A 21,364-nucleotide genomic window follows, 5' to 3' on the forward strand; every position below is an offset into this window, starting at 1 on the left:
CGTGTAGCGGCGGCGTCACTTCTCCGACTCCCCCAACAAATCCATGCTCGGCCCGCCAGCGATGAACTGATCCAGCAAGCGCTGCTCGGCCGCGATTTTCTCCGGGTCCACGTACCGAGCGGGTGGCGGGGCGTTACGCGCGCTTTCTTGCGTCAGTTCCGCAAACCGTTGCAGAAACTCCGGTGACGGCGCTTCGCTCAAGGTACGGGTTTGCGGGCGCAGCTTCACGCCAAAGGGATCGTTCGCCGGCTTCTGGCCCGGCGTCGGTGAACTGATGGTGATCACCGTTACCCGGTCGTCACGGCGCAGCGGGACGATGGCGCTGGTGTCGGCGTTCAGATAGCTGGCCATGGTGGCTAGCGCAATTCCAACAAAGGGAGACGCGGCGCCCGTGTCGCCCAGGCGTTGCGTCAGGTCGTAGCTTTGGTCAGAAGCCAGCAGGTCGAGCGAGCTGTCGGCCATCTGCAAAGCGGGAAGCAGATCGGCCAGGGCGGAACGGTTCAAGCCTGCGTCGTAGAACACGCGGGCGGGCGCGTGAGCCAGAGGCGTCACGGCCTGTGTCCAGGCGTTTGCCATTGCCGCATGACGTGCGTCGCCTTTCAGGGGAATGCCGTCGGATTGCAGCGAGACTTCGACCGGACGGTGCAACCGGGCCAACGGTGTCAGGCGGTCCCATTGCTGGAAGCCGCGCTCGGTGATGGGTTGAGGGAACCAGGGGCTGGGTTGAAAGGAGTATGGCGGGTTGCGGCGCCAGCCGGTGAAGGCGGGGTCGATGTCGTTCTTGTGCGGTTTGGTGTATTTGGCAAAGCCACGCAACCAGTCCAGACGCTCGGGGCGGGCAAAGACGATGGCCGTGACGGCGTCTGTGAGCTCGCCCGGTTGGCGGGGGCCTGAGGATAGGCCGATGGGCTTGTCGTCTCGAGTGCCCAGGGCGTAATGCATCGCATAGCCGTCCAACGCGTAGACCAGGAGCGCCGGCATATCGGGATTCTGTTCGAAGACCCTGAACACGTAATCGACAAACTCCTCCGGCGTACTGTTGCAGATCACACCGGGTCTTAATGGCTTGCGCCGATGCCAATGCAATCCGCCTATGCTCCAGGCGCGTTCGACCATCTCATGCAAGGTTACGGTAGTTTTCTTCGGCGAGAACCTCAGCCGATCCAGCGTAGGCTCGTAGTCGCGCACCACTGTCAGCGTGGGAACGGGCCAACGTTCCGGGAAGCCGAGGAGGGCCAACTCCATCGCATTCCCCTTGCGCTGAATCCATGCCATGTCTTTATCCTCGGCGATAGTCGGATAATTATCAGGATTCGAAGGCAGTATTGTTGCTGCATGCAGAGCACTAGACTGCGTCTTATCTTGCTGCTGAATTTGCGCCCACACTTGCCCTTGGCGGTACACGTCTAAACTGAGCCCTACCTTGACGATCTCCAACGTTTCAATACGCGTTGACGTGGGTGGCGCGGAAGAATTTGGCATGACAGGCCCAGGTGATGGAGAAATAGGATCAACGCCAGTCCATACCTCGGGCACTGGCTGTAACCGACATGCGACTTCAACGTCGAGTCTGGCCTCAATTGATTCATCGGCATGAGCGAATCCCGGCATTTGCATTGCCGGAACCAAAACCAACACAACGAAAGTGCGGAAGGCCCTCATTACGGAAATCCCTTTTGAGAAGCTCGCCGCCCGCCCTTTTCGCGATCTCTTAAAGTCTGAGACACAACAAGTGTCGGAATGTTTGCGTCGGCAATGCTTTGGGGCAAGATTCCGCCGCCCGGAATCTGCACTTTCCCATCCCGGTCGTAAACCGTGAGCGCCCCACTCTTGTAAAGATCTGTCGCGTCTATCAGATTGCGAACTGCCTCAGGCTCGCTGTCATAGAACGCCTGTGTAACGCCATCTGGCTTGTTGTCCTTGCCCCCAACTTCTCCACGCGCGCCTTCTTCCGTCATTTTCCAAGCCATCCTCCAATCCGCCACCCGACACAAATACGCATAGAACGGCTCATCATCAATACTGCGTGCCTGCCCTATCGCCAGGTCGTACGCCATCGCGCGTTGGCTATGCATCGAATTCGCGGGAATTGATGAATGAAAGGAGATCGGGCTTTGCTCGTCCACCCCCGCGTCCATTCTTCGCCGACGCGCCTCGTTCGGGCTTTCCTGATATGTCACGTTAAAGCGACGCCCGCCCACATGCTCGACCAGGGTGATCCGGTGCCAGTCCGCTGCCCATTCGTTGTTCTCCGGCGCGCTGTACGGGTTACGCAACGGGTCGTTCAAACCCGTGAGTTCTGCTTCAAGCAATGGCGCATATGCCATGCCCCCACTGCGGGAGCTATAGGTTTGCGGGACCGGTCCGGCGCCTTCCGGTAAGGTCACCACGCGAGTACCCGCCACACGTATTCCCTTGTTCGTAATGGCAATCGATGCATCAATCGGATCATCCGGCGCGTGTACCGGTGCAATACCCGCCGATGCCTGCTCGGCCATTACCACGCCGCCCGACCTGAAGTCCGCCAGAAACGGCTGCGGCAGGGCTGGCGCATTGATGGGCACCGACTGGCCAGGCGCGAAGTCGGCGTTGGCCGCCCATCGCTGCGGCAGGCCCATGCCCGAACCCTCCCAGGTGCTTTCATGCTGTCGGCGCAAGACGTAGTCCTGCGTTGGCGGCAAACCAATGGGTTGGCTCTCGCCGTCCCGCGCTCGCATGGTGAATACGCGTTGATGAAAATGGCTACCCAGTGCGGACAATCCGGGGCCGTAAATATCACCCACCCACTGCTTCGCCATGTTGCCCACCATCGTGGGCACGAAATCCACCATCGTCCTTGGCTTGTGCGCAGGCATGGCCTGGTAAGTCAAGGTGTCGGCAATGCCTTGCCAGCCGATACCCTGCACATTGCGCATGCCGACGGTTTTGTCCTCGGGAGAGAAGTAGAGGAACACGCGGCCGCGATTGTCACGCTCGGAAAAGGCAACGTCTTTGCCCTCCAGCGTGGTCTGGCATTGCAAGCCATCCCAACGCAATCCACCGATGCAGGAAGGGCTTGAGGGGTCGGCCATCTGAGCGAAGGTGGGCACCGGGTTGGGATTTGCGCCGATGAAGCCAACGATATTCGCAAGCGTTGTCACGCGCGCCTTGGTGGTCTGCTGCGCTTCGGACATCTCCATGCGCTCGAAGCGGGACTCCAGCAGGCTGTATGGCGGGTTCATCATGATGACCGCATCCACGGCGCGTTTGCCTTCGTCCTTGAGCAAGGCGTTGGCCAGCAGGGTGATCAGCGTGCCCTGGCTGTGCCCGACCACGTTGATTGTGTCGTTTTCGCCGGTGGTCTTGCCGCCAGGATGGCGATAGGCGCGAATCATATTCACCAGCATGGCCAGGCGCCTGGCCGCCAGCAGCATGTACTTGCGGCTGGGCGCCATGACCAGTGGGTGGTCGGGCGACCCAAACAAGGGGTTGATCGGCAGCAGGCCCATCAGCTTGCCGGAGAAGCCCTCACCCCACATATCCGGGATGGAGGTCGTGGCGTTCGCGAACATCCCGCCCTGCTTGATGCCGTCTTTGTCGAGCCTGTTGTGGTAGCGGTCCAGCCATTCTCCGTGCTCGGTCTTCTTGTCGATGTATTGCTCTTCTTCGCGAAAGCCCCAATAGAACGGGATAACGACACTGCGCGACGCGCCGCCGAACTTGCCGGCGGATGCTCGGCGGCGATAGTAGACGGCGTCAGGATTGGGCGCCGCGCCCTGATCCTCGGCGGGCAATCGGTAACTGGCGGGGTTCAGGGCGGCGCAGCTTCTGCTGCCGTCCGCGGCCTTCAAATGATCCAGGCGCTCATTCAAGCCCACGCAGATGCCGGTTTCCAGGTCGTCATACACGCCGGCCAGATCATTCACCCCGTGAATCAGAATCACCACGCAGGGCTTTGCCTGTTGTACCCGGACGATCGCAGGGCGCGCGCCGGGCAACAGTAGCGCCTCGGGCTGGCCCGTCAATGGGACGGAATGTGTTGCCATGGAACCTCCTTGGTCGAAGTGAATTGGCCCGTTGGCAGCCCGGCCAATCGCATCACGGCCCGCCCCCTGGCCGCGTCAATCGGCGTCGTGCACAGTCAGCGTCGCGATGTGCACTGCGTCGCTTTGCACCAACTGCGTCGCGCCTTGCGAGTCGGTGATGCCTTGGACGGTTTCGCCATTGTTCAATGTGATCGTGTAGCGGCGGTGGGCCACCGGGCGCACACCGTCCGGCAGAGTCACGATGAATTTTCGTTGGGTCTGGCCAAGGTCAAACCGGGGGAGTTCCGCTGCCAAGCTAGCCGCCCCCAACATCTGGTGGCTGGCCGCCTTGACCGTGAACGCGCCGGGGCAGCCGAGCTCAATCGCGCCATCCTGCATCTTGATGTAGGCCCCGCCGCACAACAGCGTGATGTGCTTGTCGGCGACCGCCAGGACATGCGCGTCGGCCGAGGAAATTTCAACGCTTTTTTCGGCCTGCACGCGCACGCTGCCATGTTGCGCCTGCAACAGCATCTGGCCTTGGTGAGCGATGTGCCGCATATCCCCGCCTTGTGTGAAGAGGCTGATTCCCTGCCCCGCGTTCACAACGACGGATTGCCCCGCCGTCAGGTGCAGGTTCTTCTGCGCGACGGTATCCGCGTTGCCGCCCGCCGCCAGGGTGATTGACGCCGGCGTCCCCACGGCAATGCCCGCCGGGCTGCTCAACCCAATAACGGGTTGGCCGCCGTTGCTGCCCCCGGCTTCGTCGTTGGCGCCATGCCCAAGGTCCCGCACGTTGTCCGTCAGCTGCTGTTGGCGCGTGGGGTCAAGCGTCAGCGCCTCGTGGCGGGCGGCGTATTCGCCCAGGTTACGGGCCAATTCCAGCGCGCTTTCCAAGCTCTGAACCAGTTCGCTACGGGATAGCTGTCCGCCCTTGGCGTGTGCCTGTCCGTCTGTGGTCAGCAATATCCCCTTTGCGGCGCGCACCGCGCCCTGTCCGTCCGTGCGCAGCTCAAACCCTTCACCACGGGGCGCCCCGCCGTCGGGCCGGGGCTGCGTTAAATAACCCAGATGCAGTTCGGAGGCGGCATGGTCGCTCATCAGCGCCGCGCTGATCTGCGCCAAGGTGTCGTCCAGCCGCAGTTCGTTCGCGCGGTGCCCTTTGTGCTCTTTGGATTTGATGGTGGCAATCGTGTTGTGCCGGGGCAGCGCGTAAGGCGGCAGGTTGGTCGCGCGGAATAGCCGCCCCATGGCAATTGGCTGGTCGCAATCACCGTTCAAGAAATTCACGACGACCTCTTGACCGATACGCGGGACCGCCATATGCCCCCACTGCGCGCCCGCCCAATCCTGCGCCACGCGTATCCAGCACGAGCTGTGTTCGTTGTTGCGGCCGAGGCGGTCCCAGGGAAATTGCACTTTTATCCTGCCAAACTCGTCGCAGAAGATTTCTTCGTTGGGCGGGCCGACAACGGTGGCCGTTTGCGGGCCATCGATGCACGGTCTGCCGCGGGGCGACGGCTTCCAGTCTGTTTTATCGGGCACAAGTTCAGCCGTGTAGCCGTAGTGCGTGCCTGACCGGGCGTCCGCGCCGTCTTGCTCCTGGCTGACATGCTGAACCCCATGGTGGTGCATACGTACCGGGCGCCACTTGCGGTTCCACTCGTTGCGCGCGTGGCCCTGCAACAAAAAGGCCAGGCCGGGAACAAGGCGCGGGTCATCGCCTTCGACTGACGCGCTGCAAGCGTCGTTACGCCGGCCCAGCAGGCGGGTCCGGGTAAAGGGCTTGCCCGCCTCATCACGCTTGTATCGCCCGGGATAGTCGTAACGCTCGTAGCGGGTGTCCTGATGCGCCTGATCCACGGCGACAGCGCTGTGTTCCTGCTCGTACCGGGGGTGCGTATAGGTGTAGTCGCGTTGTGTCTGGATGGCGGTACGTACGCGCTCGGTATAGCTAAAGCGCTGCAAGCCGGGCGCGGGCGGGTCGCCGCCGCGGGTGGGGTGGTAGATGACCGGATCACCCGGGATGTCGTCGTTGAGGGTGATGCGGTCACCGTGGATCAGACGATGCCCGCCGTCGGAATGCGCGTAGTAATAGAAATAGCCTTCCTCGGCGGCAAGCCTGTCCAGGAAAGCCAGGTCCGTGTCACCTGCCTGCACGCAATACTCGCGCGGCAGGTGTTCGTGGGTGCTGAACTGTTCGTAGTCGGTGATGCCCTGGCGCTTGATCACGTCGGCCATGATCTCGGGCACGGACAGGTGCTGATAGATGCGCCAATCGGAACATAGGGCGGCACGCGCCAAAGACGGTTCGACCACTGCCCGATAGCGGGTACGGCGAAAGCCGGTAGCGGCTTGTTCAAATTCAGTGACGATGCCGTGTACGTGGCGCGCGGCTTGCGCACCATGCCAGATGGTGAACAAGGCCGCTTCGTCCAGCATGGCGCCGATATCCATGTCGGATGCCGTGCTGGATAGCCACAGCGTCAAGCGATACGTTTCCGACAGCGCTTCGTCCAGCGTGAACTCGACAACGTCGAAGGCAGCGCCGATCGCACTTGCCTTCACAGGCTCAAAGGTGAAACGGAACGTCGACTGGCTGGGCATGGCAGAGTCCGTAAGGATTTCCTGCCGGGAGCCTAGCCGACCCCACGCCAAACAGATATAGAACAAATCTGAAATGCGGCAGCGCAATCCGAAGCCCCTATCCGGATTCATCAATCTGCCCGATGCGGTCTGCCTTATTTCATCTGCTCTATCTCATCTGCTCTATCTCATCTGCCTTATTCCAGCTTGATATTCGCCGTCTTGATCAGGTCGCGCCATTTCACGATCTCGTCGCGCACGAACGCGCCGAACTGTTCGGGCGTGCCGGGCTTGGGCTCGGCGCCCGCCGCGATCAAGCTCTTGGCCGTGGCCGGGTCGGACAGCACCTTGACCATGTCGGCATTGATGCGCTTGACGATGTCGGGCGGCGTGCCCTTGGGCGCCATCACGCCGCTCCAGGAATAGGCCTCGTAGCCGGGCAGGCCCGACTCGGCGATGGTGGGTACGTCGGGCAGCATGCTGGAACGCGTGGGGTTGCCCACGCCCAGCGCGCGGACCTTGCCGCCCTTCAGGTGCGGCACGGCGGACGGGCCATCGGCGAACATCACCTGCACCTGTCCGCCCAGCAAATCCTGCATGGCCGGCGCGCTGCCGCGATAGGGCACGTGCTGGATGCGGATGCCGGCCATGGCATTGAACAATTCTCCCGCCAGGTGCGTGCCGCCGCCCGTGCCGGACGACCCGAACGACAGCTTGCCCGGGTTCTTCTTGGCGTAGGCGATCAATTCGCTGACGGAGTTCACCGGCAGCGATGCGTTCACCACCAGCACGATGGGAAACACCGCGGCCATCCCGACCGGCACGAAATCGGTGGTGATGTCGTACGTCAGGTTGTTGCGCAGGCTGGGCAGCACCGCGTGATGGATGGATGCGAAAAAGAAGTTGTAGCCATCGGGCTCGGCCTTGGCCGCGAACTGCGCGCCGACGATGCCGCCCGCCCCCGACTTGTTGTCCACCACGGTGGGCACCGACCACATCTGCCCCAGCGGCTGCGTGGTGAAGCGCGCGGTGGTATCCACCGGCCCGCCCGCCGGAAACGGCACGATGAAGGTCACGGCATGGCCGGGCCACGTGGCGGCGCGTGCGGGCGATGAAAACAAAGTGGGCAGCACGGCCGAGGCGCACGCGGCGCCCAGCCCCGCGATGACGCGGCGGCGTTGAGGATCAATCACTGCGGTCTCCTGGGTCTCGGTGTTGTTCGCGATCAGGCGTTGGATGCTGCCGCCCGCCGCTCTTTTTCTTCGCGTGGGTCGCCTCACGCTTTTTTATTATTTTCCGAGAGCCCGGATTCGCCGCTACACATTTTCAAAAGCCCCTCTTTCGTACCCGCTTCAATGTTCGATCATCGGACAGGAATTTCCCTACGTCCCGTCGCGCCTACGACATACGCACGAGGGCCGGCTTACGCCGACTGGCCGCGCGCCGCGCGTTGCACGTGTTCGATGAAGCACTCGGCAAAGCTGGGCAGGTCGCGGCCGCGCTGGCGGCACAGCAAGCGGTCGCGCAGCGCCCAGGCGTCTTCCAGCTTCAGCACGTGCAGCGCATCGGGGCGGCTGTAGCGCGCGGCGCAGGCGCGTGGCACCACGGCAATGCCCGCGCCCGCCTCGACCATGCGGCACACCGCTTCGAAGCTGCCCACGTGCACGCGCTGGCACAGGCGCTTGCCCAGGCCGCTGGCAATGTCTTCCAGAAAGGTCTGGATGGCGCTGTCGGGGTGGATGCCCACGAACTGGTAGGCGTCGACCAGGTCCGCGAAGTGCGCGGACTTGGAGGCGGCCAGCGGATGGTCCAGCGACGTCACCACGGTGAGCTCGTCGCGAAACAAGGGCGTGACATCCAGGCCTTCCACGTCGATATTGCCGGCCACCAGCCCCAGGTCACCCGCGCCCGCGCGGATGGCGATGACAATGTCGCCAGAAATTTTCTCTTCGAGCTCGACGTCCACGTCAGGGTTTTCCGCCAGGAACGTGGACAAGGCATCGGCCAGGAACGAATTGGTGGCCGTGGTGTTGGCCAGCAGGCGCAAGCGCCCTTTCAGGCCGCTGGCATAGGGTTGCAGATCGGCGTTCAGGCATTCCAGCTGTCGAAAGACGGCATTAGCGTGCTTGAGCAGCACCTCGCCCGCCGGCGTCAGCGCCACGCCCGTGGCCAGCCGCACCAACAGGCGCGCCTTGAAGGCTTCTTCCATGTGCTTGACCCGGGCGCTTGCCGCCGGCAAGGACAGGAACGTGCGTTCCGCGGCCCGGGTCAGGTTGAGGGTTTCGCCCACGTTCAAGAACAAACGCAGGTCCGTCAGATCATGTCTCATGTTCCACCACGCAGAAGGGGGGCATTTCTAATTTTGAATTCTTCGAATGCCGCCACGAATCTACCATGGGGCATTCCCATGAACCAGACCGGTTGATGCGGAACTGTTTTCCATCGACGGCGCGTGCGCCGCAGCAAAGGAGTCAGGGCAATGAGCGGCATCGTTTCCGGAAAGGTAGTGGTCGTCACCGGCGCGGGCGGAGGCATCGGGCGCAGCATTGCGCTGGCGATGGCCGAGGCGGGCGCCAAGGTGGTGGTGAACGACATCGGCGTGTCGCTGACCGGCGAAGGCGGCGGCGAAGGCCCCGCACAAGCAGTCGTGCGCGAAATCACGGCGGCCGGCGGACAGGCGGTGGCCAACACCGACAGCGTCGCGGCGTACGACAGCGCCAGCCGCGTCGTTCAGACGGCCATCGACGCGTTCGGACGCATTGACGCCGTCGTCAACAACGCGGGCAATCTGCGCGACCGGGTTTTCCACAAGATGAGCGAAGAAGAATGGCGCCAGGTGATCGACGTGCACCTGAACGGTTCGTTCTTCATGAGCCGCGCGGCCGCGCCGTATTTCCGCGAGCAGGAATCGGGCGCGTTCGTGCACATGACATCCACCTCGGGCCTGATCGGCAACTTCGGCCAGGCCAACTACGCGGCCGCGAAGCTGGGCATCGTGGCGCTGTCCAAATCCATCGCGCTGGACATGGCGCGCTACAACGTGCGTTCGAACTGCATTGCGCCCTTTGCCTGGAGCCGCATGACCAGTTCCATTCCGGCGGAAACCGACGAAGAGAAAGCGCGCGTCGAAAAATTGAAGAAGATGGAAGCGGGCAAGGTCGCGCCGATGGCCGTGTTTCTGGCCTGCGACGCGGCTAGCGAAATCACCGCGCAGATCTTCGCGGTGCGCGCCAACGAAATCATGTTGATCAGCCAGCCGCGCCCGCTTCGCACGGTGCACCACAGCGAAGGCTGGACGCCCGAACGCATCGCCGACATCGCCGTGCCTGCCATGCGCAAGCACTTCTACGCGTTGGAGCGTTCGCCCGACGTGATCGACTGGGACCCCATCTGAGACCGCCATGCCGCTGGATTACGCGACCGTAAAGAACTGGCGCTTTGACGAGGTCCGTCAGCGCTACGACCACAAAGACACCATGCTGTACGCGCTGGGCATCGGCTTGGGCCAGGACCCCGAGGACACCCGCCAGCTGCGCTACGTGTACGAAGAAGACCTGCAAGCATTTCCCACGATGGGCGTCGTGCTGGCGTACCCGGGCTTCTGGGTGCGCGATGCGCGCAGCAGCATCGACTGGGTCAAGGTGGTGCACGGCGAACAACGCCTGACCGTGCACGCGCCGCTGCCGCCGGCGGGCCAGGTCAGCAGCCGCAGCCGCAACACGCATGTGATCGACAAGGGCGCGGACAAAGGCGCCATCGTCATCACCGAACGCACGCTGCACGGCGAGGACGGCGCCTGCCTGGCCACCTTGCGGCAAAGCACCTTCTGCCGGGGCGACGGCGGCTTTGGCCAGGGCGATGCCAGCCCCGAGCCCCTGCCCGCCGCGCCGCAGGGCGACCCGACCCTGCGCTGCGAAATGCGCATCGCCCCCAATGCCGCACTGTTGTATCGCTTGAACGCCGACCCCAATCCGCTGCATGTCGACCCCGAGGTCGCGCGCCAGGCCGGGTATCCGCGCCCCATCCTGCATGGGCTGTGCTCGTATGGCGTGGTGGCGCACGCGATCGTGAAAAGCTGCTGCGACTACGACGCCTCGCGGCTGACCAGCCTGAACACGCGCTTCTCGGCGCCGGTGTATCCCGGTGAAACGCTGCAATGCGACATCTGGCGGCTGCCGGACGGGCAGATCCAGTTCCTGGCGCGCTCGCGCGAACGCAACGTCGTGGTGATGAGCCACGGTACCGCGACGGTGCAATCATGACGCGCGCGCCCGCGCTGGACGGCATCCGCGTGCTGGACCTGTCGCGCATCCTGGCCGGCCCCTGGTGCACGCAGAACCTGGCCGACCTGGGCGCCGACGTCATCAAGATCGAACGCCCGCGCGTGGGCGACGACACACGCGCCTGGGGGCCGCCGTACTTGAAGGATGGCGACGGCCAGGACACCAGCGAGTCCGCCTATTACCTCAGCGCCAACCGCAACAAGCGTTCGGTGGAAGCGGACATGGCCACGCCCGAAGGCGCGGCACTGATCCGCGAGCTGGCCGCTGTCAGCGACATCCTGGTCGAAAACTTCAAGGTGGGCGGCCTGGCCAAATACGGGCTGGACTACGACAGCCTGAAGGCCGTCAACCCGCGCCTGATCTACTGCTCGGTCACGGGTTTTGGACAGGACGGACCCTTTGCACAGCGCCCCGGCTACGACTTCATGATCCAAGGCATGGGCGGGCTGATGAGCATCACCGGCGAACGCGACGACTTGCCCGGCGGCGGCCCGCAGAAGGCGGGCGTGGCGGTGACAGACATCGTCACCGGCATGTACGCCACGGTGGCGATTCTGGCGGCCTTGCAGGAACGGCATCGCAGCGGCTTGGGGCAGCATCTGGACATCGCCCTGTTGGACAGCCACGTGGCATTGTTGGCAAACCAGAATTCCAACTACTTCAACTCTGGCGTGGCCCCCACCCGCGCGGGCAACGCCCACCAGAACGTGGTGCCGTATCAGGTGTTCGCCGCCAGCGACGGCCACCTGATCGTGGCCACGGGCAATGAATCGCAGTACCGCGCGTACTGCCGCGCCATCGGCGTGCCGGAATTGGGCGACGACCCGCGCTTTGCCACAAACCGGTTGCGCGTGACGAACCGCGAAACACTGATCGGCATCCTGACGGCGATCATGCAGGAAGGCCGCCGCGACGACTGGATTGCCAAACTGGAAGCGGTGGGCGTGCCATGCGGCCCGATCAATAATATTGCGCAGGCCTTTGCGCACCCGCAGGCGCAGGCCCGGCAGTTGCGTCGGGACATGCCGCATCCCTTGGGCGGCGTGGCGCCGGTGACGGCAAGCCCATTGCGCTTTTCGGGGTCGCCGGTGGTGTATCGGCGCGCGCCACCGCTGCTGGGCGAACACACGGAGGAAGTGCTGCGCGAGGTGCTGGGAAAATCTTCGGACGCGATAGCAGCGTTCACGAAGGGCACGCGCGGCGCCTAGGGGCCATGCCAAACCGCGTCAAAAAAACGGCCGCTGATTTCTCAGCGGCCGTTTTTATGTCAGCGCGCAACGCTGCGTGGATTACGCCACGGCAACCGGGATCTTCCCGATCTTGGCCTGCCATTCCTTCGGACCCGTCGTGTGGACCGACGTGCCCTTGGCGTCCACCGCCACGGTCACCGGCATGTCCTTCACGTCGAATTCGTAGATGGCTTCCATGCCCAGGTCGGCAAAGCCCAGCACCTTGGCGCCGCGAATGGCCTTGGACACCAGGTAGGCCGCGCCACCCACGGCCATCAGGTAGGCCGAGCCGTGCTTCTTGATGGCTTCGATGGCGACCGGGCCACGTTCGGACTTGCCGATCATCGAGATCAGGCCCGTCTTCTCAAGCATCATGTCGGTGAACTTGTCCATGCGCGTGGCGGTGGTGGGACCGGCGGGGCCGACCACTTCATCGCCCACCGGATCCACCGGGCCCACGTAATAGATCACGCGGTTGGTGAAGTCCACCGGCAGCGGCTCGCCCTTGGCCAGCATGTCCTGGATGCGCTTGTGCGCGGCGTCGCGGCCGGTCAGCATCTTGCCCGACAGCAGCAGCGTCTGACCCGGCTTCCAGCTGGCCACTTCTTCCTTGGTCAGCGTGTTCAGGTCGACTTGCTTGGACTTGTTGTAGTCCGGCGCCCAATGCACTTCGGGCCATTCGGACAGCGACGGCGGGTCCAGGCGCGCGGGGCCCGTGCCGTCCAGTTCAAAGTGCGCGTGACGCGTGGCGGCGCAGTTCGGGATCATGGCAACCGGCTTGGACGCGGCGTGCGTGGGGAAGGTGCTGATCTTGACGTCCAGCACGGTCGTCAGGCCGCCCAGGCCCTGCGCGCCGATACCCAGCGCGTTGACCTTTTCGTACAGCTCGATACGCAGTTCTTCCAGCTTGTTCTGCGGGCCACGGGCCAGCAGTTCGTACATGTCGATGTCTTCCATCAACGACTGCTTGGCCATCAGCATGGCCTTTTCAGCGGTGCCGCCAACGCCGATGCCCAGCATGCCCGGCGGGCACCAGCCGGCGCCCATCGTCGGGACGGTTTTCAGCACCCAGTCCACCAGCGAGTCGCTGGGATTCAGCATGGCGAACTTGGATTTGTTTTCAGAACCGCCGCCCTTGGAAGCGATCTGCACGTCGACCTTGTCGCCCTGGACCAGTTCGACGTGCAGGATACAGGGCGTGTTGTCGCGCGTGTTCTTGCGGGCGAACAGCGGGTCGTCCAGCACGGAGGCGCGCAGCGGATTGTCCGGGTTCAGGTAGCCACGGCGCACGCCTTCGTCACACAGTTCCTGCAAGGTGCGCTTGGTGTCAAAGCGCACGCTCATGCCGATCTTCAGGAAGACGTTGACGATGCCGGTGTCCTGGCACAGCGGACGCTTGCCTTCGGCGCACATGCGCGAGTTGGTCAGGATCTGCGCCATCGCGTCACGCGCGGCGGGGCTTTCCTCGCGCTCGTACGCGCGCGCCAGATGGCGGATGTAGTCGACGGGATGGTAGTAGCTGATGAACTGAATGCCATCGGCTATCGACTGGATGAAGTCTTCTTCTTTAATGATGACGGACATGGCGATTTGCGGGTCTAGATGGAAAACTGGATATTGAAAACGCGGCTGGCGGGTGAAGCTAACCACAAGGGAGCACAGATCGTTATTGTTGCCCGGCCGCCTTGAAAGGCGGCCGGAGATACTCATTACTTGCCTTGCCAGACCGGCTTGCGCTTTTCAGCGAAAGCGGTCGCGCCTTCCTTGGCGTCGGCCGACGAAAAGATATGGGCGATCAACGGGCGTTGGCGGTCGAACATGCCGTCCTGTTCCCAATCAACGGCCTGCGACACGATGCTCTTGGCGGTCTGCACGGCCAGCGGGCCGTTTTCAACAATGGCGCGCGCCAGTTCCAGCGCGCCGGCCAATGCGCCGCCCGGCTCGGTCAGGCGGTTGACCAGGCCGAACGAGTAAGCGCGTTCAGCCGTCAGCATTTCGCCCGTCAAGATCACTTCCATGGCGATGTGGTACGGCAGGCGGCGCGGCAGGCGCAGCATGCCGCCGGCGCCGGCCACCAGGCCGCGCTTGACTTCCGGCAGGCCGAATTTGGCGTTGTTGGCGGCCACGATCAGGTCGGAAGCCAGGGCCATTTCACAGCCACCGGCCAGCGCGTAGCCTTCCACGGCGGCGATCAGCGGCTTCTTGGGCGGGCGTTCGTTCAGGCCGGCAAAACCACGGCCTTCAACGTAGGGGCGCTGCCCGGATTTGGCAAACGCCTTCAAGTCCATGCCCGACGAGAACGTGCCGCCGCCACCCGTCAGGATGCCGATGCGGATGTCGTCGCGGCTGTCCAGCTGGTCCAGCGCGGCGGCCATGGCCTGGGCGGTTTCCAGGTTGATGGCGTTCTTGGCTTCGGGGCGGTTGATCGTGATGATCTGGATGCCGTCGGTGACTTCCACCGTGATCAGGTCTGACATAGGACTGCTCCTTCCGGGATTTCTCGGAATCGGGTTCCGGGTTTTATATAAGACTTGGGACGTAACCCGGAATCATACGACCATTGGTTTGCAGGCGCAGCGAGGCCGCCCCCAAGCGTCCGCCAGGGGCACACCTGGCCCGCCCGGGGGATGCCACCAGGACATAGATGTAACCGCGCGGCGGCGCCCGCCAAACGGGACGGCCCCGGGCCAGTTAAAATGCCCGGTTTCCCACGCCCACGGCAGGCCTTGCCCGGCGGTCGAATTCCAAGAATCCTATGCTCACCTTTCAGCAAATCATCCTTACGCTCCAGGAATACTGGGACAAGCAGGGTTGCGCCCTGCTGCAACCCTACGACATGGAAGTCGGCGCCGGTACCTCGCACACGGCCACGTTCCTGCGCGCGATCGGCCCGGAGCCGTGGCGCGCCGCCTACGTGCAGCCCTCGCGCCGCCCCAAGGATGGCCGCTACGGCGAAAACCCCAATCGTCTCCAGCACTATTACCAGTACCAGGTGGTGCTCAAGCCCGCGCCGCCCGACATCCTGGACCTGTACATCGGTTCGCTGAAGGCGCTGGGCATCGACCCCACCCAACACGACATCCGCTTTGTGGAAGACGACTGGGAAAACCCCACGCTGGGCGCCTGGGGCCTGGGCTGGGAGGTCTGGCTGAACGGCATGGAAGTGACGCAATTCACATACTTCCAGCAGGTGGGCGGGCTGGATTGCACCCCCACCACCGGTGAAATCACCTACGGCCTGGAACGCCTGGCCATGTACCTGCAAGACGTGCAAAGCGTCTACGACCTGGTCTGGACCGAAGGCGCCAACGGCAACCGCGTGCTGTACCGCGACGTGTTCCACCAGAACGAGGTCGAGCAGTCGACCTACAACTTCGAGCACTCGTCGGCCGACATGCTGTTTGCGCACTTCAACGACTACGAAGCCGAGGCCAAGCGCCTGATGGAAGTGCCCCTGGCGCTGCCGGCCTACGAGGCCGCGCTGAAAGCCGCGCACACCTTCAACATGCTGGACGCGCGCGGCGCGATCAGCGTGACCGAGCGCGCCGCCTACATCGGCCGCATCCGCAACCTGTCGCGCGCCGTCGCGCAGGCTTATTTCGATTCCCGCGAACGACTGGGCTTTCCCATGCTGCGCCGCAACCAGGCCGCCGGGGAGGCAGCATAAATGACGACGAACATCCGCCCCCTGCTGGTCGAACTGCTGACCGAAGAACTGCCGCCCAAGGCCCTGCAAAAGCTGGGCCAGGCCTTTGCCGAAGGCGTGCGCGCCACGCTGGAACGCCACGGCCTGTTGGCCGACGGCTGCGCCGTGACCGCGTATTCCACGCCGCGCCGGCTGGCCGTGCATCTGTCCGCCGTGCTGGCGCAGGCGCCCGACCAGCCCTATGCCGAAAAGCTGATGCCCGCCAAGATCGGCCTGACCGAAGACGGCAAGGCCACGCCCGCACTGCAAAAGAAGCTGGCCGCCAAGGGCCTGGAAAACATTGACCTGTCCACGCTGGACCGCGAGTCCGACGGCAAGCAGGACTACCTGGTTGCCCGCGGCACCGCCACCGGTTCGTCGCTGGCTGCCGGTTTGCAGGAAGGCATCGACACGGCGTTGAACAGCCTGCCGATTCCCAAGGTGATGCGCTATCAGCTGGCCGACGGCGTCACCACCGTCAAGTTCGTGCGCCCGGCGCATGGCCTGGTCGCCCTGTTCGGCGCCGACGTGGTGCCCGTGTCCACGCTGGGCATGCAGGCCGGCCGCGACACGCTGGGCCACCGCTTCATGTCCGCCGGCCCGATCTCGTTTGCCGATGCCGATTCCTACGCCGCCACGCTGGCGGAAAAAGGCCGCGTCGTGGCGTCCTTCGAAGGCCGCCGCGATGAGATCCAGCGTCAGTTGCTGGACCACGCCGGCCGCCTGTCGGCCACGCTGGGCGATGACCCGGAAGTGGCCGCGCTGCTGGACGAAGTGACGGCGCTGGTCGAACACCCCACCGTGTACGTGGGCCAGTTTGAAGAGCAGTTCCTGCAAGTGCCGCAGGAATGCCTGATCCTGACCATGCGGCTGAACCAGAAGTATTTCCCGCTGTTCGACCCGGCCACCGGCCGCCTGACGCACCGCTTCCTGATCGTGAGCAACATGCACACGGACAACCCGGTGAACATCGTCGAAGGCAACCAGCGCGTGGTGCGTCCGCGCCTGGCGGATGCGCAGTTCTTCTTCGAAACCGATCGCAAGACGCCGCTGGCATCGCGCGTGGAGCAGCTGGGTTCCATCGTTTATCACAACAAGCTGGGCACCCAGCTTGAACGCGTCGAACGCGTGCGCGCCATCGCGCGCGGCGTGGCCGAACAGCTGGGCGGCGACGTTGCCGCCGCCGACCGCGCCGCCATGCTGGCCAAGGCCGACCTGGGTTCGAACATGGTGGGCGAATTCCCCGAGCTGCAAGGCATCATGGGCGCTTACTACGCAGCCGGCGATGGTGAGCCGGACAGCGTCGTGCAAGCGCTGCGCACGCAATACCGCAACCGCTACGATGCCCCCGTCACGCAAGACACGCTGACCGCCGCCACGCTGTTCATCGCCGAGCGCGTGGAAACGATGGTCGGCATCTGGGCCATCGGCTTGGCGCCCACGGGCGAGCGCGACCCCTTCGGCCTGCGCCGCGCGGCGCTGGGCCTGATCAGCGCGTTTGAACAACTGGCGGCCGGCGGCTGGCTGAAGGTCAGCCAGGACGGCCCGCTGTCGCTCGACGGCCTGTTGACCCTGGCCGCCGGCACCTTCCCCGCCGGGAAGATTCCCGCCGACACGCTGGCCGAAGTGCGCACCTTCATCTACGAGCGCTATCGCAACCAGCTCATCAACGACTTCGACCGCAACGCGGTGGAAGCCGTGATTGCGCTGACGCCGCCGCTGCATCAGGTGGCAGAACGCGTGCGCGCCGCCGCCGCATTCGCGCAACTGCCCGAAGCCGCCAGTCTGGCCGCCGCCAACAAGCGCATCGGCAACCTGCTGAAAAAGGCTGAAGGCGAGATCGGTTCGGTGAACGACGCCGCGCTGGTGGAGCCGGCTGAAAAGGCCTTGGCCGCCACGGTCGCCACGCTGCGCCCGCAAGCCGAAGCCCAGTTGGCCGCCGGCGACTTTGCCGGCAGCCTGTCCACGCTGGCGCAAGCCCGCGAACCGGTGGACGCCTTCTTTGCCGACGTCATGGTCATGGCCGAAGACCCGGCCGTGCGCGCCAACCGGCTGGCGTTGTTGAGCCAGCTGCATGGCCTGATGAACCAGGTGGCCGACATTTCCAGGCTGGCACAGTGAAACTGATCATCCTAGACCGCGACGGCGTCATCAATCAGGACAGCGATGCGTTCGTCAAGAATCCCGACGAATGGATCGCCCTGCCCGGCAGCCTGCAAGCCATTGCGCGGCTGACGCAGGCCGACTGGAAAGTGGTGGTGGCCAGCAACCAGTCGGGCCTGGCGCGCGGCCTGTTCGACATGGACACGCTGACCGCCATCCACACCAAGATGCGGCGCGAACTGGCCGCCGTGGGCGGCGCGATCGACGCCGTGTTCCTGTGCCCGCACGGGCCGGATGACAACTGCACCTGCCGCAAGCCGCGCCCGGGCCTGTTCGAACAGATCGGCCATCGCTACGACATCAGCCTGGCCGGCGTGCCGGCGGTGGGCGATTCGCTGCGCGATCTGCAAGCGTCGGCGGCCGTGGGCTGCGCGCCGTGGTTGGTGCACACCGGCAACGGCAAGAAGACGCTGGCCAAGGGCGGCCTGCCCGAGAACACCCGGGTCTGCGAAGACCTGTCGGCCGTGGTCGACATTCTGCTTCAGGACAATTGATTCAATGGCCCGGCTACGTTCGCTGCTGTATTTCCTGTTCCTGGCCATCACGGTCATTCCCTACGCGTTCCTGTGCATCCTGTGGGCGCCGCTGCCGCTGCATTGGCGCTACAAGCTGACGGTGGGCTGGCCGCGCCTGGCCATCTGGGGCGCCAAGGTGTTCTGCGGTATCCGCTGGCAGGTCAAGGGCTGGGAAAACCTGCCCGACGGCCCGGCGGTGATCCTGTCCAAGCACCAGTCGGCCTGGGAAACGCTGTTCTTTCCCGCGCACATGCCGCGCGAAGTGTGCTTCGTCTACAAGAAAGAACTGCACATGGTGCCGTTCTTCGGCTGGGGCCTGGCGCTGCTGCGCATGATTGCCATTGACCGCTCGAAGGGCCGCGACGCCTTCGACCAGGTGGTCAAGCAGGGCCAGACGCGCATGGACGAAGGCCGCTGGCCGCTGCTGTTTCCCGAGGGCACGCGCGTGCCGCCGGGCAAGACGGCGCGCTTCAAGATGGGCGGAGCGCTGCTGGCCTCGCGCACCGGCGCGGTGGTTATTCCGGTGGCGCACAACGCCGGCGAGTGCTGGCGGCGCAACGCTTTCGTCAAATATCCGGGGCTGGTCACCTTGTCGATCGGTCCCGCGATAGAATCCAAAGGACTCTCCCCCGACGAACTGAACCAGAAGGTTCAGGAATGGATCGAAGGGGAAATGCGGCGTCTGAATCCTGAAAGGTATGCCCAGCACTGATCAGCTCGAACTCTTGTTCGACATGCAAGAACACGACGCGCCCCACGGCGCGTCGCCGCTGATCGCCACGCCGAAGCCGCGGCCGCAGCCCAGGCTTGAACCGCAGCCTCAGCAGCCTCAGCCCCAACCCCAGCCCCAGCCCCAGCCCGTCACGCCGGTGAACTTGTTCCCCGACGCCTCTCAAGGCGATGCCGGCAAGGGCGAACCGCTGCTGACGCTGTCGCCCAATGCCGCCTCGCGCGTGCCCACGCCCTGCCCCGACCCGCTGCCGCCCGGCGCGCGCTGGCGCGAAATCCCCACCGACCCACAGCCCATCGGCTTCGTGCTGCTGCGTTCGCGCCGGCGCAGCATTGGCTTTGTCATCACCGACGACGGCCTGCGGGTCACCGCGCCCAGCTGGGTCACGCTGACGCAGATCGACGACGCGGTCCGCGAGAAAGCGCGCTGGATCGTCACCAAGCTGCGCGAATGGCACGCCCGCAAGCAGCAGCTGGCCATGGCGCACACGCGCTGGCAGGCGGGCGGCGAACTGCCTTACCTGGGCAAGCGCATCCTGATCGGCGTAGGCGGCGACAGCCGTCAGTCGCGCCTGTCGGGCGATGCCGACGCGCCCGAGGACGGCGACACGCTGTGGCTGGCGCTGCCGTCCACGGCCGACCAAAGCCGCATCCGCGACGCCGCGCAAGCCTGGCTACAGCAGCGCGCGGGCGCCTGGTTCGGCGCGCGGCTGGCGCATTTCCTGCAAATCAGCGGCTTGAAGATCCGCCGCTGGCGGCTGTCGTCCGCCGCCACGCGCTGGGGCTCCTGCACCAGCGACGGCAACATCATGCTGAACTGGCGCCTGATCCATTTCGCGCCCGGCATCATCGACTACGTCATCGCGCACGAGCTTGCGCATCTGCGCGAGATGAACCACAGTCAGGACTTCTGGCGCGAAGTCGGCCAGATCCTTCCCGACTTCGAAGACGCCAAGAACGTCCTGCGGCGCCACGACCCCGCTTCGCTGCCTCAGTTCTGAGGCGCACTGGAGACAAGACAATGTTGCTGCTGATTCCTGGCCCGGTCACGACCGACGCGCGGGTGAAGGCCGCCATGGCGCAAGACTACGCGCCGTGGGACAACGATTTCCGCGCAGCCTACCGACAGGTCTGCGACGGCGTCTTGCAGGTAGCCCAGGGCTCGGCCGACGAGCACGTGGCGCTGGCGCTGCCCGGCTGCGGCCACTTTGCGGTGGAAGCCGCCGTGCGCACCTTCGTGCCGCCCGGCGGCCGCCTGCTGGCGCCGTCCACCGGCGCGTACGCGGCCCGCCTGCAAAAGTTGGCCAGCGACGCCGGGCGCATCGCCGTGCCGCTGGCGGTGGGTGCCACCGAACGCCTGGACCCGGCCGCCGTGGCCGCCGCGCTGGAACAAGACCCCACGCTGACGCACCTGGCGCTGGTCTATAGCGAAACGGGCAGCGGCATCTGCCACGACGTGCCGGCGTTGGCGCGCATTGCCGACGCGCTGGGCCGCCGCGTCATCGTCGACGCGGTATCCGCCTTCGGCGCATTGCCGCTGGACGTCTCCGCCCTGCCCGCCGTGGATGCCGTGGTGCTGACGGCCAATAAATGCCTGGAAGGGCTGCCCGGCGCCGCCTTCGTCGTGGCCCGCCGCGACCGCCTGGAAGCCGCGCGCGGCAACGCGGGCAGCTGGTCGCTGGACCTGGCCGACATCTATCAACACACGCTGGCGCCCAATGCCGGCCCGCGCTTCACGCCGCCCGCACCCACGCTGGCGGCGCTGGCCGTGGCGCTGGACCTGTACCGCCAGGAAGGCCGCGAGGCGCGGCTGGCGCGTTATACGGCCAACATGCGCACGCTTTATGATGGCGTCAGCGAGCTGGGCCTGACGCCCTACCTGTCGCGCGATCTGCAAGGCCCCATCGTCGTCAACGTGCATGCGCCGGATTCCCCGAACTGGCATCTGCAGTTGTTCGTGGACGCCCTGAAGGCGCGCGGCTACGTGCTCAGTAATTTCTTCAACACCGAACAACCCACGTTCCGGGTCGGCTGCATCGGCGCCTTTGGCGCGGACCAGATGCGGCAGGCGGTCGCCGCCATGGGCGGCGCACTGCGCGACATCGGCATTACGCGGCAACACTCGGGCAACCCCGGGTTCCTGCCACAACCCCTCATCGCCTAAGGAAGA

At 64.7% G+C, this 21,364-nt stretch carries 16 protein-coding genes; 9 read left to right on the top strand and 7 right to left on the bottom strand.

Features of this window, described 5'->3' with window-relative positions; translation table 11 throughout:
* Nucleotides 1-15: 15 nt before the first annotated feature.
* The 5 genes from AC6LJY_RS19480 to AC6LJY_RS19500 form a co-directional block, all read right to left on the bottom strand.
* Nucleotides 16-1,662: a type VI lipase adapter Tla3 domain-containing protein gene (locus tag AC6LJY_RS19480; protein WP_498136568.1), complete on the bottom strand. Its 1,647-nt coding sequence runs from the start codon at nt 1,660-1,662 to the stop codon at nt 16-18.
* On the bottom strand, nt 1,662-4,025 hold the full coding sequence (locus AC6LJY_RS19485) for a T6SS effector phospholipase Tle3 domain-containing protein (RefSeq protein WP_498136569.1): 2,364 nt from the start codon (nt 4,023-4,025) through the stop codon (nt 1,662-1,664). Before AC6LJY_RS19485 ends, AC6LJY_RS19480 begins: the two co-directional genes overlap by 1 nt.
* 75 nt (nt 4,026-4,100) lie before the next feature.
* A complete protein-coding gene (locus AC6LJY_RS19490) occupies nt 4,101-6,611 on the bottom strand; it encodes a type VI secretion system Vgr family protein (protein WP_498136570.1) in 2,511 nt (836 codons plus the stop codon).
* A 176-nt stretch (nt 6,612-6,787) separates the two neighbouring features.
* Nucleotides 6,788-7,783 carry a Bug family tripartite tricarboxylate transporter substrate binding protein gene (locus tag AC6LJY_RS19495; protein WP_104143457.1) on the bottom strand — a complete coding sequence of 332 codons (996 nt, stop codon included), beginning with the start codon at nt 7,781-7,783 and terminating at the stop codon, nt 6,788-6,790.
* A 230-nt stretch (nt 7,784-8,013) separates the two neighbouring features.
* Nucleotides 8,014-8,919 (bottom strand): LysR family transcriptional regulator, encoded by a 906-nt coding sequence (locus tag AC6LJY_RS19500; protein WP_120153927.1) that lies wholly within the window; start codon nt 8,917-8,919, stop codon nt 8,014-8,016.
* 150 nt (nt 8,920-9,069) lie between these two features.
* Between AC6LJY_RS19500 and AC6LJY_RS19505 the strand changes: the two genes are divergently transcribed.
* The 3 genes from AC6LJY_RS19505 to AC6LJY_RS19515 are packed head-to-tail and all read left to right on the top strand — an operon-like array spanning nt 9,070 to nt 12,081.
* A complete protein-coding gene (locus tag AC6LJY_RS19505; protein WP_498136571.1) occupies nt 9,070-9,984 on the top strand; it encodes an SDR family NAD(P)-dependent oxidoreductase in 915 nt (304 codons plus the stop codon).
* Nucleotides 9,985-9,991: 7 nt separating this feature from the next.
* Nucleotides 9,992-10,852 carry a MaoC/PaaZ C-terminal domain-containing protein gene (locus AC6LJY_RS19510; RefSeq protein ID WP_498136572.1) on the top strand — a complete coding sequence of 287 codons (861 nt, stop codon included), beginning with the start codon at nt 9,992-9,994 and terminating at the stop codon, nt 10,850-10,852.
* Nucleotides 10,849-12,081, top strand: a complete 1,233-nt coding sequence (locus AC6LJY_RS19515; protein ID WP_314357450.1) for a CaiB/BaiF CoA transferase family protein — start codon at nt 10,849-10,851, stop codon at nt 12,079-12,081. The genes AC6LJY_RS19510 and AC6LJY_RS19515 overlap by 4 nt, the downstream gene beginning before the upstream one ends.
* A gap of 81 nt (nt 12,082-12,162) precedes the next feature.
* Here the strand turns inward: AC6LJY_RS19515 and AC6LJY_RS19520 are convergent, their stop codons facing one another.
* Nucleotides 12,163-13,686 carry a fumarate hydratase gene (locus tag AC6LJY_RS19520; protein WP_006217560.1) on the bottom strand — a complete coding sequence of 508 codons (1,524 nt, stop codon included), beginning with the start codon at nt 13,684-13,686 and terminating at the stop codon, nt 12,163-12,165.
* 125 nt (nt 13,687-13,811) lie between these two features.
* Nucleotides 13,812-14,579 carry a crotonase/enoyl-CoA hydratase family protein gene (locus AC6LJY_RS19525; protein ID WP_046806488.1) on the bottom strand — a complete coding sequence of 256 codons (768 nt, stop codon included), beginning with the start codon at nt 14,577-14,579 and terminating at the stop codon, nt 13,812-13,814.
* 278 nt (nt 14,580-14,857) lie between these two features.
* Here AC6LJY_RS19525 and glyQ point away from each other — a divergent pair, with 278 nt between their 5' ends.
* Genes glyQ through AC6LJY_RS19555 form a run of 6 tightly spaced genes read left to right on the top strand, consistent with a single transcriptional unit; the run spans nt 14,858 to nt 21,358 of the window.
* On the top strand, nt 14,858-15,769 hold the full coding sequence (glyQ, locus tag AC6LJY_RS19530) for a glycine--tRNA ligase subunit alpha (protein WP_046806489.1): 912 nt from the start codon (nt 14,858-14,860) through the stop codon (nt 15,767-15,769).
* Nucleotides 15,770-17,908: a glycine--tRNA ligase subunit beta gene (gene glyS / locus AC6LJY_RS19535; protein ID WP_498136573.1), complete on the top strand. Its 2,139-nt coding sequence runs from the start codon at nt 15,770-15,772 to the stop codon at nt 17,906-17,908.
* Entirely contained in the window at nt 17,905-18,444 is a 540-nt protein-coding gene (gene gmhB / locus AC6LJY_RS19540) for a D-glycero-beta-D-manno-heptose 1,7-bisphosphate 7-phosphatase (protein ID WP_314357448.1), read from the top strand. The genes glyS and gmhB overlap by 4 nt, the downstream gene beginning before the upstream one ends.
* Before the next feature lie 4 nt (nt 18,445-18,448).
* Nucleotides 18,449-19,177: a lysophospholipid acyltransferase family protein gene (locus AC6LJY_RS19545; RefSeq protein WP_046806492.1), complete on the top strand. Its 729-nt coding sequence runs from the start codon at nt 18,449-18,451 to the stop codon at nt 19,175-19,177.
* Nucleotides 19,164-20,195, top strand: a complete 1,032-nt coding sequence (locus AC6LJY_RS19550) for a M48 family metallopeptidase (protein ID WP_498136574.1) — start codon at nt 19,164-19,166, stop codon at nt 20,193-20,195. Before AC6LJY_RS19545 ends, AC6LJY_RS19550 begins: the two co-directional genes overlap by 14 nt.
* 20 nt (nt 20,196-20,215) lie before the next feature.
* Entirely contained in the window at nt 20,216-21,358 is a 1,143-nt protein-coding gene (locus tag AC6LJY_RS19555; protein ID WP_498136575.1) for a 2-aminoethylphosphonate--pyruvate transaminase, read from the top strand.
* Nucleotides 21,359-21,364 lie beyond the last annotated feature (6 nt).

This window comes from Achromobacter sp. RT286_PF (genome assembly GCF_059760425.1).

What these genes read in the sequence shown, in the direction of transcription:
- AC6LJY_RS19480 (WP_498136568.1), bottom strand. Translation starts at nt 1,662, where the DNA reads ATGAGGGCCTTCCGCACTTTCGTTGTGTTGGTTTTGGTTCCGGCAATG.
- AC6LJY_RS19485 (WP_498136569.1), bottom strand. Translation starts at nt 4,025, where the DNA reads ATGGCAACACATTCCGTCCCATTGACGGGCCAGCCCGAGGCGCTACTG.
- AC6LJY_RS19490 (WP_498136570.1), bottom strand. Translation starts at nt 6,611, where the DNA reads ATGCCCAGCCAGTCGACGTTCCGTTTCACCTTTGAGCCTGTGAAGGCA.
- AC6LJY_RS19500 (WP_120153927.1), bottom strand. Translation starts at nt 8,919, where the DNA reads ATGAGACATGATCTGACGGACCTGCGTTTGTTCTTGAACGTGGGCGAA.
- AC6LJY_RS19505 (WP_498136571.1), top strand. Translation starts at nt 9,070, where the DNA reads ATGAGCGGCATCGTTTCCGGAAAGGTAGTGGTCGTCACCGGCGCGGGC.
- AC6LJY_RS19510 (WP_498136572.1), top strand. Translation starts at nt 9,992, where the DNA reads ATGCCGCTGGATTACGCGACCGTAAAGAACTGGCGCTTTGACGAGGTC.
- AC6LJY_RS19515 (WP_314357450.1), top strand. Translation starts at nt 10,849, where the DNA reads ATGACGCGCGCGCCCGCGCTGGACGGCATCCGCGTGCTGGACCTGTCG.
- AC6LJY_RS19520 (WP_006217560.1), bottom strand. Translation starts at nt 13,686, where the DNA reads ATGTCCGTCATCATTAAAGAAGAAGACTTCATCCAGTCGATAGCCGAT.
- AC6LJY_RS19525 (WP_046806488.1), bottom strand. Translation starts at nt 14,579, where the DNA reads ATGTCAGACCTGATCACGGTGGAAGTCACCGACGGCATCCAGATCATC.
- glyQ (WP_046806489.1), top strand. Translation starts at nt 14,858, where the DNA reads ATGCTCACCTTTCAGCAAATCATCCTTACGCTCCAGGAATACTGGGAC.
- glyS (WP_498136573.1), top strand. Translation starts at nt 15,770, where the DNA reads ATGACGACGAACATCCGCCCCCTGCTGGTCGAACTGCTGACCGAAGAA.
- AC6LJY_RS19545 (WP_046806492.1), top strand. Translation starts at nt 18,449, where the DNA reads ATGGCCCGGCTACGTTCGCTGCTGTATTTCCTGTTCCTGGCCATCACG.
- AC6LJY_RS19550 (WP_498136574.1), top strand. Translation starts at nt 19,164, where the DNA reads ATGCCCAGCACTGATCAGCTCGAACTCTTGTTCGACATGCAAGAACAC.
- AC6LJY_RS19555 (WP_498136575.1), top strand. Translation starts at nt 20,216, where the DNA reads ATGTTGCTGCTGATTCCTGGCCCGGTCACGACCGACGCGCGGGTGAAG.